The sequence below is a fragment of the Rhodocytophaga rosea genome (genome assembly GCF_010119975.1).
Taxonomy (GTDB): domain Bacteria; phylum Bacteroidota; class Bacteroidia; order Cytophagales; family 172606-1; genus Rhodocytophaga; species Rhodocytophaga rosea.
This window is the reverse complement of sequence record NZ_CP048222.1, coordinates 4,567,251-4,581,146: the sequence shown is the minus strand read 5'-3', so window position 1 is coordinate 4,581,146 and position 13,896 is coordinate 4,567,251. Positions and strand designations below refer to the sequence as shown.

Below are 13,896 nucleotides of genomic sequence, written 5' to 3'. Positions count from 1 at the left end.
GTAGCTGGGTAAAGGATCGAACGAAGCTGGGGCTTTAACCAGCCATCATATACTTATTGGATAGTTGCTGGGGTGAAAAACCAAATTTGCGCTTAAAGGCAGCACTGAAATTATTATAATGATTATAGCCAAGTGCCTCTGCAATTTCTACCACATATGCATTCTCCTGCTGTAAGGCCTGATAGGCATATTGTAGTTTCTTATCGTCAAGCCATTTGATTACAGACGTATTAAATAATTTCTTAAACCCATATTTGAGCTTAAACAGATTGAGTCCATATTGTCTGGACAGGCTTTCCAGGGTGTGGATTTCCAGAAAATGGGTTTCCAGAAACAGGCGAAGCTCATGTAATTTCTCTATATCAGCTTTGGTGAGTTTAGGATCGGCAGGCTCCAGACGGCTTTTGTGCAGTTTGTAAGTAAAGGCTAACTGGTGAAGCAGCATCAGTTTAATCTGCGAATCAATGTACAATTGCTTCATTTTTCCCTGGTATGGGCAGTTCTTGATGGCCTGTACCATCTGCCAGAGTTCAGCGTCCATCACAAAGGTGGTTCTAAAAGGATGTAGCCTGCCTTTCTTTACAGTATATTTATATAAATAATCGCTCATAGGATCATCACTAGAGGTAAGCATACCGTGCAGCATCGATGGCTGAACTTTAAAAATCAAATCTTCTATGGCTGTTTCACTGGGTATTTGCATCGTCGTTTTGAAAGTGGGAAACAAATTAAACATCCGGCTTCCCGGTTTCATGGTCGTCTGACAAGTACAGGATAAATGATAGGTACCTTTCAATAAAAAGCCCATAACTAAAGTATTTTCTTCACGCTTAAGCGGCACCTGTATGGAGAGATCCATCGTCTGATACTTAGTCAGCATAAGGGAGAAATCCTGATATTTATCAATGGCCAGAGAGCATTGCCCCAGACGCTGATGTGTTATATCAAATCTGGTGGTATGATTCCGGATAATGGTTTCGCTGAGGTGATGTTCTAATTCTGTTTTTGAATGAGGATATATAAGGTCGGACATAAGTAAAAAGTGTTTATGGTTAAAAATTTAAAGCCTGCTGAAATTCTGTTCCATAAAAGTACATACAAAGCCTGCTTACAACCTTATTATACAAGTAGACTAAAAGTGTACAAGGCAATATTTCTTTGCTGAGAAGTGAGATACTATCTTCCGGCATCCTCTTGCTGTATAAATAAACAGTTTATTTAATTTTGATAATAAACAATAATACCAATTATTATTGTGTTTTTTTGACTGATTCTAATATAATATTTCAATTTTTGTATACAGGCTTTGAGGTTGTATTTTTTTTGTTTTTCTTCGATCCCATCTATATTAGCTAAATATAGCTTTGGCTGGAATTCGCCAAAAGATTGCCTTTTCAACCTAACCTAAACCTATACCCTATGTCCACACCCAAGTATGCCTTCCAACAGCATGCCTATTTTACCCATGTAGCCCGGATTTTCATATGCCTGGTATGTATAAGTGCCTCAGGTTTGTTCTCAAAAGCACTTGCTCAGGAACCCAAAACCGAAAGCCGCAGCCTTACCCTGGAAGAATTCAACAAAGTAAAGACCTTCATTCCCAAAAACCTCGACCAGGATACCTATGTAAAGTTTGAGAATGCCTATATTCTGGACCGCTACCAGATGAAACCGCCCTATGTATTTAAATACAGCGATGGCATCGAGCGGAAGATATACCTCTACAAACTGATGGATAACAAAACAAAAAAAGAGCTGGGCATGGTGGCTTTTTATCATACGCCGGGAAACAGCAAAACCATTAGCTTGTGTATTCCTACCCCCAATGCGCCGAAAGAGGTATGGGCCAGATATATTGACGACCTGAAAGAATACGGTGCCCAGGAAAATGGTTTATTATCTGCATTTTCGTACGTAATGTCCAGGGAAATGAGTGCGATGTTTGCCTCCGGTGGCGGACAGGCAGCACCAGTTGCCGGTGCTGCTACTGATTATGATGTATGTTTCCCGGAAGAGGCTTTGGTACGGATGGCTGATGGCAGTGAGAAAGCAATCAAAGATGTACGTGCCGGAGACGAAGTAGCCGCTTTTGATGCTGCTACAGGTGCATTACAAACTACCAGAGTAAAAGAAGTTCATACCCATGCTGATAAAGCGTATACTATTACTTCGGTGCTGCTGATCAGCGATGAGCCTACGGCTTCGATGCAAGCGTATGTGCCCAGTGTGATGCTGGAAGCTACACCCAATCATCCGGTGTATACCAATAAAGGCCGCAAAACGATAGAAACTTTGGAAAAAGGAGAATATCTCTATCAGTATAACAGCGCCAGTGGCATGTTTATAAAATATAAAGTGATGCAGGTAGTAACCGAAGCCCGGCAAGTAAAAAAAGTATATAACCTGGTAACTGATAAACAGAATTTTTTGATCAACAATACGGTGGTGCTGGATAAGTAGCCATTTATAACAGTATTGTTGCTTTTGATAAAGGTGCCTATATGCCGTTTATTCAGGTGTATAGGCACTTTTATTTGTTTCTACTAAATTGTCTTACAGTCTCTCACCACTTATCTAAGTGACAATATTTGATTGACTACTTGTCATGTTAATAGATTTTCGATATTTTCATTTACCTTTTTTATAGTGACAATGTATATTATTTAAAAGGCGTGGTCATACACTCATAATCAGCAAAAAGTAAAAATATGATAGACTATATTAAAGAACTAAAACTTTTTATCGATAAAGAGTATGATGAAAAGAATCGACAAATAGAAGAAACATGGGCAAAGCCTCTCAAAGAAAGAATAGCTGCCGGTGAAGCAATCGGAAATATCTTTTTGAAGATTAAAGGAATGAGAATCAAGGGTTATTCATCAATTATTTCTGATAAAGCTACACTTGAATGTAATGAAAATACATCAAAATTCAGAAAGGGAAGCAAAGTTATACTTCATAAAGGCAATCCAAAAAGTACAGTAAATACTTTTTCATACGAAATCTTAGAAGATAAAGGACTTGTTTTAGAAGTAAAACTACAGCAACAGGGCTATTGCCATTTTCCTTTAGAGATACAAAATACCCCAAATTGGATATTGGATAGTGATAAAGTTGATATAAGAGAAATTGTAAAACAGCATTAGATAAAATACTGATATTCCCAGAAAAGGAAAAAATAATTCGTAAGCTAATTAAAGAAGATGCAGTTCCTTTATTTAATCAGAAAGATAAAATTTATGCAGAAGAAATATCAAATAATTTTGGATTTAATCAAAAACAAAAAGAGGCATTTATCAATTCTTACTCAGCTGAGAATATATATCTTATACAAGGACCTCCAGGTACAGGTAAAACTTGGTTACTTGCTCACATCGCTCATCAACTTGCAAAAATGGGTAAAAATATCCTAATCACTGCATTTACTCACAGAGCAATAAATAATGCTTTGGTCAAAATTTCTAAAGTTACTTCATATGAGCATATAATTAAAATTGGTTTGGAAACTGATGCGGATGACTTAATTTGGGAAGGAGGAGAAGTTAAAAACTATAAAGAATTACCTACTGATTTATATAATTCAGAGAGTAAGGGAGTTATTATAGGCGCTACCTGTTATGCAACTATAAATAAATTGAGAGGTTTTGAGTTTGATACAGTAATTTTTGATGAAGCGGGACAGCTAACTATTCCATTGGGTATTATTGGCATGCTTGCTGGAAAGAAATATATATTTATTGGCGACCATCAACAGATGCCACCAATCATCCAAGCGAAACATGCTAATAAAGAACTTACAAAATCAATTTTCGAATTGCTTTTTGAAAAAAATCCCGGAACGATGCTGAACATAACGTATAGAATGAATAGCGCCATTAACAGATTTCCAAGCAAGAAGTTTTATAATAATACGTTAATTTCTGCACCATCAGTGGCAAATTCTTTAATTTCATATAAAACCCTTCCTCAAAAATTTAAGAATATATTAGAACCAGAAAACTCAACCGTATTCATTGATCTAAAACATGAAAATAGAAGCATTAGATCACCAGAAGAGGCAAAAATTATCAGTGAATTAGTAAAGGAATTAATTAATATCGGGGTTGAAACAAACGAAATAGCTGTAATTGCGCCATATCGGGCGCAAGGAAGATTAATAAAAAAAAACTATTCAAGATGATTTTGGAGATAATTCTGAAAAAATATTAAATGAAATAGTTATTGATACAGTCGAAAGAATTCAGGGACAAGAAAGAGATGTGATAATCATTTCACTAACGACAAGTGACCCTGGCCATGCGACACAAAGAGCAGAATTTTATTTTAAACCTAATCGGTTAAATGTCGCTATAACCAGACCGAGATATAAAAGGATTGTAATTGGTAGTTCTTTTTTATTTTCCACTAGCATTAACAACTTGGAGTATGATGAATGGATGAATACCTTTAAAGAATTTTATCAGGATGCAGTGAAGATTGAAATATAAGAATGAAATTATAATTAAGAGTGCATTGTCGCCGATAGTACAATAGGGCAGCTTTTACAACATTTAGAAATACATCCACATTAAACGAAAAATCTCACTCCGCCCTTACCTTAACCTGCACATCGGAATTCCGGCCTTTGTCGTCGCTGCAGGAGATTTTGAGCGGACCAGTAGCAGGTTTGAAAAATACTTTTTCTGCGGCATTGGCAGTCACATAAAACTGGTCGTTGATAAACCAATAGACTTGCTTCACTTCATTATCCGCCTGGCAGCTCAGCATTAGTTCCGGCGGCGAATCACTGTCGATAAAGTATTCCTGGCCTTGTACCGGCGAAACAATTAAAGGAGCCTGACTATCAAAAATGCGGGTACAAGTCGGGTTATGTCTGGGAATTTTCTCATATACGATTCCACTGTTATCATAATAGGCGATCAAATCTGGGGTCAGGTTAGGATAGCGCTTCTTTTTAAATCCGATAGCTGGCTGGCAAGTGGTACAATACGAGAATGATTCATTTATAGAAATGGCCACTTCTTTTTCGTGGGTGCATTTTTGGGTAGAGGAAACCAATGGAATAAAATAATCTGCCGCCTGATTCTTACAAAAATCATCCGGGGCAAGTCCGGTTTCGGTACACACCAGCCGGAAAGCCAGACTTTTGGGTGCAGAAAACCATTGATTAGTAGAATTATAATCAATCGTATTGAAGATGGTAAATAGCAAGGGGGTTGCAATATCAGCGCCAGTCAATTCCCGAACCCCTTCCCCACTGGCATTGCCTACCCATACCCCTACTGTATATGTAGCATTATACCCAATACTCCAGGCATCCCTGCGTCCATACGAAGTTCCGGTCTTCCAGGCTACTTTCGGCACATGATAACTATTCTGGTAATTATTAGGCAGATCCGGCCTGGAAGCCTGGGTAAGAATTTCATGGATCATAAACGCCGCTTCCGGAGAAACAATGCGCACTTGTCTGGCTGTATCTGGCGTAACAGGTTTTGGTTGCGTGAGGTAACGTAAAGGTCTGTAATAGCCATTATTGGCAAAGGAAGCGAATAAGCCTGTTAGTTCTTCAAGGGTTACACCACAACCTCCAAGCGCTACTGATAAACCCAGTTTGTTTTCATCTTTATCGATCTGCCGGAAACTGGCTCGTTTTAATTTGTCAATAAAGATGGGGAGCCCGGTTTCATGCAATACTTTCACCGCCGGTATATTGAGCGAATACGACAAGGCTTTTTCTACACTCACCCGGCCATTGAACTTTTTATCGAAGTTATCCGGGTTATATCCGGCAAAACTGCTGGGCACATCAGTTAGTATGGTTTTAGGGGTGATTTTGCCCATATCTATTCCCATTGCATAAATCAATGGCTTTAAAGTACTTCCCGGAGAGCGAATTGCCTTTACTCCATCTACCTGCCCGGCATGTGCCTGATCGCTATAATCGGGTGAGCCAATATAAGCTTCTACCTCCATCGTGCGGTTATTCAGCACAAGCACAGCCAGGTTATTGATATTATAGCGTTGCAGGCGTTTACTATAATTATAAGCTAGTTGCTGCACTTTCTGTTGCATGGCAGGATTGAGTGTGGTAGGCAACTGATCGGCTTTCGGAAACTGACTTTTGAGCCGGTAAGAAAAATGCGGAGCTACTTTAGGCACTGGCCTTCGCCTAGCTTCCAGAGGTTCCAGTAAGGCATCCTGTATTTCTTTTTCAGGAAATAAATTATCTCTCTCAAAGCGTTTAAGCCACTTATTCCGTTCCTGTAACAGCAGTATTTCGTTTTTTCCCAGACCAAGGGAAGTAGGCCGGTTAGGCACGATAGATAAAGTGGCTATCTGAGCCAGGCTGAGCTGGTCTGGTAAACGGCCAAAGTACAACAGGGAAGCAGATTTCACCCCCTCTACATTACCGCCATACGGAACAAGATTCAGGTATAATTGCAGAATTTCTTCTTTGCTGAACTGCCATTCCAGTTGTAATGCCCTGAATATTTCCACCACTTTATTGGCATAAGTACGTTTTTTTGGCGACAGCAAACGGGCCACCTGCATAGTAATGGTAGAAGCACCAGAGGTTGTTTTTCCTTTGAGTATATTATTAACTCCTGCCCTTACAATAGCCACTGGGTTAATGCCCGGATGGTAATAGAAATACTTGTCTTCTTTGTAAATAATGGTTTTGCTCAGTTGCGGAATAATCTCTTTGAGTTCTGTTTTCATGCGCCACTTGTCGTCGTGACTTAAATAGCCATGCAGTACCGAACCGTCGCGGGCAGTAATAATCTGGGAATAAGAAACTAAGAGTTTTAGTGGAAACAGCAGATGCAGTAATAAAAACAGCAAAAAACTACCGGCAATGATGCCCAGGCTGATTTTAATAATCTTTCTGCTCAACAGTGATGCAACAGTGGTAAACATGAAGTCTGAAACAGACGGTAAGTTACGAGGTATTCTGGTAAAGATAAACAAGCTTTATACTGCATAGTTATACCATGTCTACCACTGGATGTATGGATACTGTACTATATGTCGTCTGAATACTGCTTTTCAGCCTTTATTTCTTGTTCCCGCTCCCGTTCACGTTCTCTTTCTTCGTGGTTGAATTGTACGGCATAAGAAACCAGTAAGCCAATGCCGCCAAATAGCAGAATCATAGAAAAATAAGCTACGGGTTCAAACATATTGAACACACTTTCCAGCAGATAGCCTATGAGTAAACCTAAGCTCAACCCAATGGAGATGGCAGCAAAATGAAAGGTGATCATCGAATTCGATTTAGGACGAGGACGCCTGGGCTTTGGCGTATGCGGGTTTAAGCCTTTTTCGATCATGGCCATACGTTCGTCGTTCTCAAACTTGCGTATGAGGATGATCATGGTAAATACGCCGACAATGGCAGATATTGGAATAAGTATAGGAGAGATTTCCATTGTTATTTTTGTTTTTAATGGTTCTGTTGAAATTATTGATGTTGCCCATATGATGCAGGCTTCAGCAGGAAGGTTACAGGGAGGAAGAAAAAATTTCAGAAAATATTGGAGATCACTTTGTCATAGTTTTTATAGCGTATTTCTCGATTGTATCAAAAAGTTCTATAAGAATTCACTCTTCTTTTCTCTTACGCACTATTTATCATCTTTAAATAATTATTATATTTCTTGTAATATTTATCATATTCCAGCCCGTCACTTATAAAATCCACATTTAGTATGAAAACCACGCTATGCACATTTTTCTTTTTTGTATCAATTTGTTTGATCAGCTACGCACAAACCAGTAAAGGCAATTTCTTGTTGGGAGGGAGTTTTGGTATTATCAATGAAATAGATGATACTGATTTAAATAACGTACTTTTTAGTAAGGAAAAGCAGACTTTCTTTCATGTACGGCCTTCACTGGGTTATTTTATTGCAAACAACCTGGTTATTGGCTTGAACCCAAACTACTCAAGTCAGAAAACAATTTTAACTGGAGAACAAAATTATAGATCTCAGATATTTAAAACCTTTTCAATAAGTCCCTTTGTGCGGTATTATAAAAAACTGAATGAGAAAGTAAGCGTTTTTGGGCAAGCAAATATATTTTCATTTGAACGCATGAATTCGGAGATAATATCTAGAGTAGCCAATGTTGAGGATAAAACTACATCAAACCGCACCAGCCTTTCACCTGGATTTACCTTTTCACCCGGATTAGTATTTTTCGCTACCAATAAGTTAGGGATTGAGGTATCTTTAGGACTAATTAGATATAGCTTTACCAGAGCAAAAACAAAAGGGACTTCCATTCAAGGAAATATAAGTGAACCTATAGAAAATACTAACACAAATAGATATGCCGCCTTTTCATTAGATCCATCACGGTTCAGTTTGGGATTGCAATTTTACTTCAGCAGGTAATTTTTGAATTTACCTAGTTAAATAAAATCTATCTTCACCTGTAACCTGGCTGTAACTGGCTGTATCTAATGCACTGTGCACGACAATCAGAAAGATCTGGCTTTAATTGACCGTATTCTTACGGGTGATCAGTTTGCGTACCGGGCGTTAATTAACCGGCACAAGGAGTATGCTTTTACGGTTGCCTATCGCATTCTGGGAAGCCGTGAAGATGCTGAAGAAATTACGCAGGATGCTTTTATGAGTGCATTCCGGGCTTTGCCTCAGTTTAACCGCGAATCTAAGTTCACTACCTGGTTTTACCGGATTGTATTTAATGCTGCCCTCGGAAACAAGCGGAAAAATAAGATGGCTACCGAACAGATCGAGGATTTTAAACTTTCTAAACTCGGCATGAGTGATTCCGGGGAAGGCATGAAACAAAAAGAGCAACAAGTGTATATTCAAAAAGCCCTGAACAAGCTGCCGCCAGATGACGTTACCATGATAACTTTGTTTTATCTGAAAGAGTTTTCATTGGAAGAAATAGAAGGTATTACTGGAATTGCGGCGAATACGGCTAAAGTAAAAATTTTCCGTGCCCGAAAACGGCTGGCAGAAGAATTAAATCAGTTGCTGAAAAATGAGGCACATAGCTTGTTGTAATTAATAATGAAATAAATTATTTTACCTGAGTTGAATTGGGTAAGTATAGATAAAACCCAAAACAAAGACTTTTGACGAATGATATTTATGAGACATATAAGTGATGAGGAAATGTTCCGGCTGGCAGACAGGGAATGCTCAGTGGAGGAACAAACGGTTTTTCAAACCCATCTTGGGGAATGTGCGGCCTGTAAAGCCTTGTATACAGAAATTTCTGCACTCGATACCCAGCTACAGCAGATCATACTTGAACGCCCATCGGATAACTTTACGGAAAAATTAATGGAAAAATGGCAGGCGGCTCCTGCATTTGACCAGCCTTTTCAATATAGCCGGATTCTGGCTCCACTGGCTTTTATCTTTGGATTGATACTGGTTTTGCTTTCTGGTTCGTCAAATGTAGGATGGTTTAAAAATCAGTTCACTCCCAGCAAGCCCGATGCTAATGTCGCTTATGATCTCACCACTCTGCAAAGTTTGCTGCAAAATGAGCTGCTGCTCACTCTGTTTATGGTGGTAAATGCATTTCTGGTATTACTCATTGTAGATAAAACCCTTTTACAGCCTTATTTCCGCAAGCGAATGCGGCAGATATAGTTATTCGTTGTTGGTTGTTCGTTAATAGAATTACATAATAGTGTCCGTTTTGAACAAACACTATTAAAATAATAAAAGGCACATTCAGGAAAATCTGAAAGTGCCTTTTTGCTATGCCAACAACCAACAACAACATTCCTACAATTCGTACGCTGTCCGGCGGACAATGCTGCGGCCCAGGGTGATTTCATCCGCATACTCCAGTTCGCCGCCTACCGGGATTCCCCTGGCAATGGTGCTGATTTTCAAATTAAAGGGCTTGAACTTTTTGGTGAGGTAAAAAGCCGTGGTATCGCCTTCCATGGTAGGGCTCAGTGCCAGAATTACCTCCTTGATTTCAGATTCCGGAATTCTCCGCACCAGCGAATCAATGTGCAGATCCGAAGGTCCTACACCTTCAATAGGTGAAATAATGCCGCCCAGCACATGGTATAAGCCTTTGTATTGCGATGTATTTTCAATCGCCAGTACATCCCGGGTATCCTCTACGACACACACCAGGGAGCGATCGCGGGAGGGGCTGTTACAAATGGCACATACTTCTGCATCCGAAATATTATGGCATTCGCGGCAATACTGAATCTGCATGCGCATATTTGTGATCGCTTCCGCCAGATGAATAGTATTTTCTTCGTCTTTTTTCAGCAAATGCAATACAAGCCGCAGGGCCGTTTTTTTACCAATGCCAGGCAGTTTTGACATTTCATTTACTGCATTTTCAATCAGTTTTGAAGGAAAATTCATATAGGTTTTAAGGGATTAATCTATGGTTAACAGCCCATATATGCAGAAGAGAACAAGCTTGAAATTTCCTTCTGTAACGGGTGCAAAGCACATATAATAAATATGTAATCAAAGAGACAGAAAGTTTATAAGTTATACTTCTGCACTGAAATATACAACAAAATAATACAGGATATAAATCCGGATTAACTAAGTTTATTCTGCTTTTTTACTAAAATTTTCGTAGATAAAGGAGCACCCGAAAAGAGGTTTTTTGGTGTACGGCAGCTATAAAAAAATACATTTGCAGCCTATAGATTAATAACTTTTAAACTACATTACTTCAGCAGAAATACCTCTCTGGCAGATCGCATTGCGCATAGGGGCAAGTTCCTCAAAAGAGCCCATTTTTACGGTACATTTGCCTTTATAGTGGATCATCAGGGTACATTGTTCGGCCTGCTCCGGTGTGTGTTTACAGACCTTTATCAAGGTATTGATCACATGATCGAAAGTATTCACTTCATCATTAAAAACCACCAGATCTTTAATGTCTGAAGTTACTACATCTTCTAAAACCTCAACTTCCTCTTCTTGATAAGTTTGCATAGCCTTTTCAGATTTTCAGCACGTAAAATTAATAAAAATAACCCGATTTTTTACCGGAACGTTGCAACGAATGACTAAAAAAACCGATATTCGAAAATTATGGTTGATTTTACTGATGGTTCGTTGCTGGGAAAACCAAGAAAGCATGTGCAATAATTACTCTTTAACCATAAGGAGATTGATATATTGCAACGTTTTACTTTCCATACCTACAGGATTTACTAACAACGAACAACCAACAATTAATAAAGATATATTCCTATGAATCCTATTCTGGTTGTAAGTATACTGGTTATTTATTTTGGTGCGTTACTCGTGATCGCTTATTTCACGAGCCGCAATGCCGATACGCAAACCTTCTTTACTGCCAACAAAAAATCGCCCTGGTATCTGGTGGCATTTGGCATGATCGGCACTTCTCTCTCGGGGGTTACATTTATATCGGTACCCGGCAATGTAGGCACTACCCAGTTTACGTATTTTCAGTTTGTGCTGGGGAATCTGGTGGGCTATTTTGTGATTGCTACGGTGCTTATGCCTTTGTATTACCGTTTGAATCTGGTTTCTATTTATACCTATCTGGAAGGGCGTTTTGGTTTCTGGTCGTATAAAACCGGTTCATTCTTCTTTTTGCTTTCCCGTACCATCGGCGCTGCCTTCCGGCTGTTTCTGGTAGCGGCTGTTTTACAAATCGGGGTTTATGGCCAGTGGGGCATTCCTTTCTGGGTAAATGTGCTGATCACTATTTTCCTGATCTGGGTGTATACCTTTCAGGGCGGCATCAAAACCATTGTATGGACGGATACTTTCCAGACTTTCTTCCTGATTTCGGCAGTAATTATCAGCGTATATCTGATCTCGCAGGAACTGGGGCTTACTTTGGGAGAAATGGTAAATACAGTAAGTCAGAGCGACTATGGACAAATATTTAACTGGGAGGTGAATAGCAGTAAATATTTCTGGAAACAGTTTACGGCCGGGGCATTTATTGCCATTGCCATGACCGGCCTGGACCAGGATCTGATGCAGAAGAATCTCACTTGCCGCAATTTGCAGGATGCCCAGAAGAATATGTTTTCCTTCTGTACAGTATTTGTCTTTGTAAACCTGCTTTTCCTGACTTTAGGTGCCTTACTATATCTGTATGCTCAGAACAAAGGTATTGCTTTACCAGAACGGAGTGATTATCTGTATCCGACTCTGGCTTTACAGCATTTTGGCTTGCTGGCAGCTATTTTCTTCTTATTAGGCATTACAGCCTCTTCCTATGCCAGTGCCGATTCTGCCCTGGCTGCTTTAACTACCGCTTTCTGCATTGATTTTCTGGATTTTGATAAACGTCCGGAAAAAGAGCGGCAGCAGCTTAAGTTTATTGTGCATGTAGGATTTTCTATACTACTTTTCCTGATCATCCTGTTATTTGAAGCCATTAACGATGCCAGTGTGGTAAGTGCGGTGTTTACAGCGGCTGGCTATACGTATGGTCCTTTGCTGGGTTTGTTTGCCTTTGGTATGCTCACCAAACTGCCTGTCCGCGATAAGTTTGTGCCCTATGTTTGCCTGGTTTCTCCTATCATCTGTTATATCATCAACCGGAATTCTGAAACCTGGCTGGGTGGCTATAAATTTGGTTTTGAGATATTGATTTTAAATGGATTTCTTACCTTTTTGGGTCTGCTATTGCTTTCCAGGCGGAAAACCTCAACAGAAATACCCGTTGCTACATCTGGTAGAAGGATATAACAACAGGTATCTTTATAAACACTATATTACCTCACCAGCATTTCCTCTCTAGTCAGCACTTCATCAATCAGGCCATAGGCTTTGGCTTCTTCTGATTTGAGCCAGTAATCCCGGTCGCCATCTTTTTCGAGTTGCTCAAACGGACGGCCGCTGTGTTTGGAAATGATCTCATACAGTTCTTTCCGGAGTTGTACATACTGCCTGGTGGCAATTTCAATATCTACCGATTGACCCTGGGCACTGCCATGTGGCTGGTGAATCATAATTCTGGCATGCGGCAAGGCCGACCGTTTTCCGGCAGCCCCGGCACACAATAATACTGCTCCAAACGAAGCCGCCATACTCGTACAAATCGTTGCTACATCTGGCTTTACATATTGCATGGTATCATAAATACCCAGCCCGGCATACACACTTCCGCCCGGACTATTAATATAGAGCAGAATGTCTTTTCGGGGATCAGCTGATTCCAGGAAAAGGAACTGGGCGACAATTACATTGGCAATATTATCGTCTACAGGAGTGCCGAGGAAAATAATCCGGTCGGCCATTAACCTGGAGAATACATCTACTTCCCGGAAATTCACCGGCCTTTCTTCAATCACCGAACGGGTCATATTTTCAATGTGGTTCATGTATTTGTCTACGGTGAGTCCGTTGATATATCTGTCATGGACGGCAAAATTGCGGAATTCGCTTTTGAAATAATTAGAGGGATACATAAGAAATGGATAGTTTAAAATGGATAATTGATAGTTATTTTTAATTTTTGGGCAAAGCGAGGCCGTTCAGCCCTTACTTTGGGCTGACATCAAATGATTAAACTCTGGCTATAGACAATGAAGGCAATGAGATATTATGCCTTCCCGACAGAAGGATTTAGAAGTTCATGATGGTTATATGATTTTTAAGGAATATGTGGCTGCCAACCGGAGGCTCAAAGCCTGAAAGATGTTACTTGCCGAAAAGCCGGGTATGAATGGCTTGTAATTCCCGGCGAAGTTGCTGCCGGCCGGCCTGACGTAGCGCCAGATAAGCACTTTTCTGCAACGCTACCTTCTGTTGCCATTCCTGATCCCATAACAAGCGGATTTCTACTTCTATCCGTTTATTTTCATCCAGGGTATGGTGCAGATAGGCTTCCAGCAATTGTATATCTTCCAGTTCGGGCCGCATGTAC

15 protein-coding genes are annotated in these 13,896 nt (G+C 39.9%); 8 read left to right on the top strand and 7 right to left on the bottom strand.

Annotation, left to right across the window (positions count from 1 at the left end):
• Nucleotides 1–34: 34 nt before the first annotated feature.
• Entirely contained in the window at nt 35–1,033 is a 999-nt protein-coding gene (locus GXP67_RS18985; protein WP_162444587.1) for a helix-turn-helix domain-containing protein, read from the bottom strand.
• A gap of 386 nt (nt 1,034–1,419) precedes the next feature.
• Between GXP67_RS18985 and GXP67_RS18980 the strand changes: the two genes are divergently transcribed.
• The 4 genes from GXP67_RS18980 to GXP67_RS38305 all read left to right on the top strand — a co-directional run bounded on the left by GXP67_RS18980 (nt 1,420) and on the right by GXP67_RS38305 (nt 4,487).
• Nucleotides 1,420–2,460, top strand: coding sequence for a Hint domain-containing protein (locus GXP67_RS18980; RefSeq protein ID WP_162444586.1), 1,041 nt, complete (start codon nt 1,420–1,422; stop codon nt 2,458–2,460).
• A 248-nt stretch (nt 2,461–2,708) separates the two neighbouring features.
• Nucleotides 2,709–3,146 (top strand): hypothetical protein, encoded by a 438-nt coding sequence (locus tag GXP67_RS18975; RefSeq protein ID WP_162444585.1) that lies wholly within the window; start codon nt 2,709–2,711, stop codon nt 3,144–3,146.
• 5 nt (nt 3,147–3,151) lie between these two features.
• Nucleotides 3,152–4,180, top strand: coding sequence for a DEAD/DEAH box helicase (locus GXP67_RS18970; RefSeq protein ID WP_317170146.1), 1,029 nt, complete (start codon nt 3,152–3,154; stop codon nt 4,178–4,180).
• Nucleotides 4,170–4,487 (top strand): AAA domain-containing protein, encoded by a 318-nt coding sequence (locus GXP67_RS38305; protein ID WP_162447977.1) that lies wholly within the window; start codon nt 4,170–4,172, stop codon nt 4,485–4,487. Before GXP67_RS18970 ends, GXP67_RS38305 begins: the two co-directional genes overlap by 11 nt.
• A 94-nt stretch (nt 4,488–4,581) precedes the next feature.
• Here GXP67_RS38305 and pbpC read toward each other — a convergent pair whose 3' ends face one another.
• Both pbpC and GXP67_RS18955 read right to left on the bottom strand, forming a co-directional pair.
• A complete protein-coding gene (pbpC, locus tag GXP67_RS18960; RefSeq protein ID WP_162444583.1) occupies nt 4,582–6,918 on the bottom strand; it encodes a penicillin-binding protein 1C in 2,337 nt (778 codons plus the stop codon).
• A 104-nt stretch (nt 6,919–7,022) separates the two neighbouring features.
• Nucleotides 7,023–7,430 (bottom strand): DUF6249 domain-containing protein, encoded by a 408-nt coding sequence (locus tag GXP67_RS18955; protein WP_162444582.1) that lies wholly within the window; start codon nt 7,428–7,430, stop codon nt 7,023–7,025.
• A 279-nt stretch (nt 7,431–7,709) separates the two neighbouring features.
• Here GXP67_RS18955 and GXP67_RS18950 point away from each other — a divergent pair, with 279 nt between their 5' ends.
• The 3 genes from GXP67_RS18950 (at nt 7,710) to GXP67_RS18940 (ending at nt 9,641) form a co-directional block, all read left to right on the top strand.
• The gene (locus GXP67_RS18950) at nt 7,710–8,399 is read left to right on the top strand and encodes a porin family protein (protein ID WP_162444581.1); all 690 of its coding nucleotides are present in this window, start codon (nt 7,710–7,712) and stop codon (nt 8,397–8,399) included.
• A gap of 75 nt (nt 8,400–8,474) precedes the next feature.
• Complete coding sequence (locus GXP67_RS18945) at nt 8,475–9,044, top strand: RNA polymerase sigma factor (RefSeq protein ID WP_162444580.1); 570 nt, start codon at nt 8,475–8,477, stop codon at nt 9,042–9,044.
• Nucleotides 9,045–9,131: 87 nt separating this feature from the next.
• On the top strand, nt 9,132–9,641 hold the full coding sequence (locus tag GXP67_RS18940) for an anti-sigma factor family protein (RefSeq protein ID WP_162444579.1): 510 nt from the start codon (nt 9,132–9,134) through the stop codon (nt 9,639–9,641).
• A 138-nt stretch (nt 9,642–9,779) separates the two neighbouring features.
• Here GXP67_RS18940 and recR read toward each other — a convergent pair whose 3' ends face one another.
• Together recR and GXP67_RS18930 are read right to left on the bottom strand one after the other, a co-directional pair.
• Nucleotides 9,780–10,385, bottom strand: coding sequence for a recombination mediator RecR (recR, locus tag GXP67_RS18935; RefSeq protein ID WP_162444578.1), 606 nt, complete (start codon nt 10,383–10,385; stop codon nt 9,780–9,782).
• 312 nt (nt 10,386–10,697) lie between these two features.
• Nucleotides 10,698–10,973 carry an ATP-dependent Clp protease adaptor ClpS gene (locus tag GXP67_RS18930; protein WP_162444577.1) on the bottom strand — a complete coding sequence of 92 codons (276 nt, stop codon included), beginning with the start codon at nt 10,971–10,973 and terminating at the stop codon, nt 10,698–10,700.
• 261 nt (nt 10,974–11,234) lie between these two features.
• Here GXP67_RS18930 and GXP67_RS18925 point away from each other — a divergent pair, with 261 nt between their 5' ends.
• A complete protein-coding gene (locus GXP67_RS18925; RefSeq protein ID WP_162444576.1) occupies nt 11,235–12,716 on the top strand; it encodes a sodium:solute symporter in 1,482 nt (493 codons plus the stop codon).
• Nucleotides 12,717–12,742: 26 nt separating this feature from the next.
• Here GXP67_RS18925 and GXP67_RS18920 read toward each other — a convergent pair whose 3' ends face one another.
• Both GXP67_RS18920 and GXP67_RS18915 read right to left on the bottom strand, forming a co-directional pair.
• Nucleotides 12,743–13,438, bottom strand: coding sequence for a ClpP family protease (locus tag GXP67_RS18920; protein ID WP_162444575.1), 696 nt, complete (start codon nt 13,436–13,438; stop codon nt 12,743–12,745).
• 232 nt (nt 13,439–13,670) lie between these two features.
• Nucleotides 13,671–13,892, bottom strand: coding sequence for a hypothetical protein (locus GXP67_RS18915; protein WP_162444574.1), 222 nt, complete (start codon nt 13,890–13,892; stop codon nt 13,671–13,673).
• Nucleotides 13,893–13,896 lie beyond the last annotated feature (4 nt).

What these genes read in the sequence shown, in the direction of transcription:
- GXP67_RS18985 (WP_162444587.1), bottom strand. Translation starts at nt 1,033, where the DNA reads ATGTCCGACCTTATATATCCTCATTCAAAAACAGAATTAGAACATCAC.
- GXP67_RS18980 (WP_162444586.1), top strand. Translation starts at nt 1,420, where the DNA reads ATGTCCACACCCAAGTATGCCTTCCAACAGCATGCCTATTTTACCCAT.
- GXP67_RS18975 (WP_162444585.1), top strand. Translation starts at nt 2,709, where the DNA reads ATGATAGACTATATTAAAGAACTAAAACTTTTTATCGATAAAGAGTAT.
- pbpC (WP_162444583.1), bottom strand. Translation starts at nt 6,918, where the DNA reads ATGTTTACCACTGTTGCATCACTGTTGAGCAGAAAGATTATTAAAATC.
- GXP67_RS18955 (WP_162444582.1), bottom strand. Translation starts at nt 7,430, where the DNA reads ATGGAAATCTCTCCTATACTTATTCCAATATCTGCCATTGTCGGCGTA.
- GXP67_RS18950 (WP_162444581.1), top strand. Translation starts at nt 7,710, where the DNA reads ATGAAAACCACGCTATGCACATTTTTCTTTTTTGTATCAATTTGTTTG.
- GXP67_RS18940 (WP_162444579.1), top strand. Translation starts at nt 9,132, where the DNA reads ATGAGACATATAAGTGATGAGGAAATGTTCCGGCTGGCAGACAGGGAA.
- recR (WP_162444578.1), bottom strand. Translation starts at nt 10,385, where the DNA reads ATGAATTTTCCTTCAAAACTGATTGAAAATGCAGTAAATGAAATGTCA.
- GXP67_RS18930 (WP_162444577.1), bottom strand. Translation starts at nt 10,973, where the DNA reads ATGCAAACTTATCAAGAAGAGGAAGTTGAGGTTTTAGAAGATGTAGTA.
- GXP67_RS18925 (WP_162444576.1), top strand. Translation starts at nt 11,235, where the DNA reads ATGAATCCTATTCTGGTTGTAAGTATACTGGTTATTTATTTTGGTGCG.
- GXP67_RS18920 (WP_162444575.1), bottom strand. Translation starts at nt 13,438, where the DNA reads ATGTATCCCTCTAATTATTTCAAAAGCGAATTCCGCAATTTTGCCGTC.
- GXP67_RS18915 (WP_162444574.1), bottom strand. Translation starts at nt 13,892, where the DNA reads ATGCGGCCCGAACTGGAAGATATACAATTGCTGGAAGCCTATCTGCAC.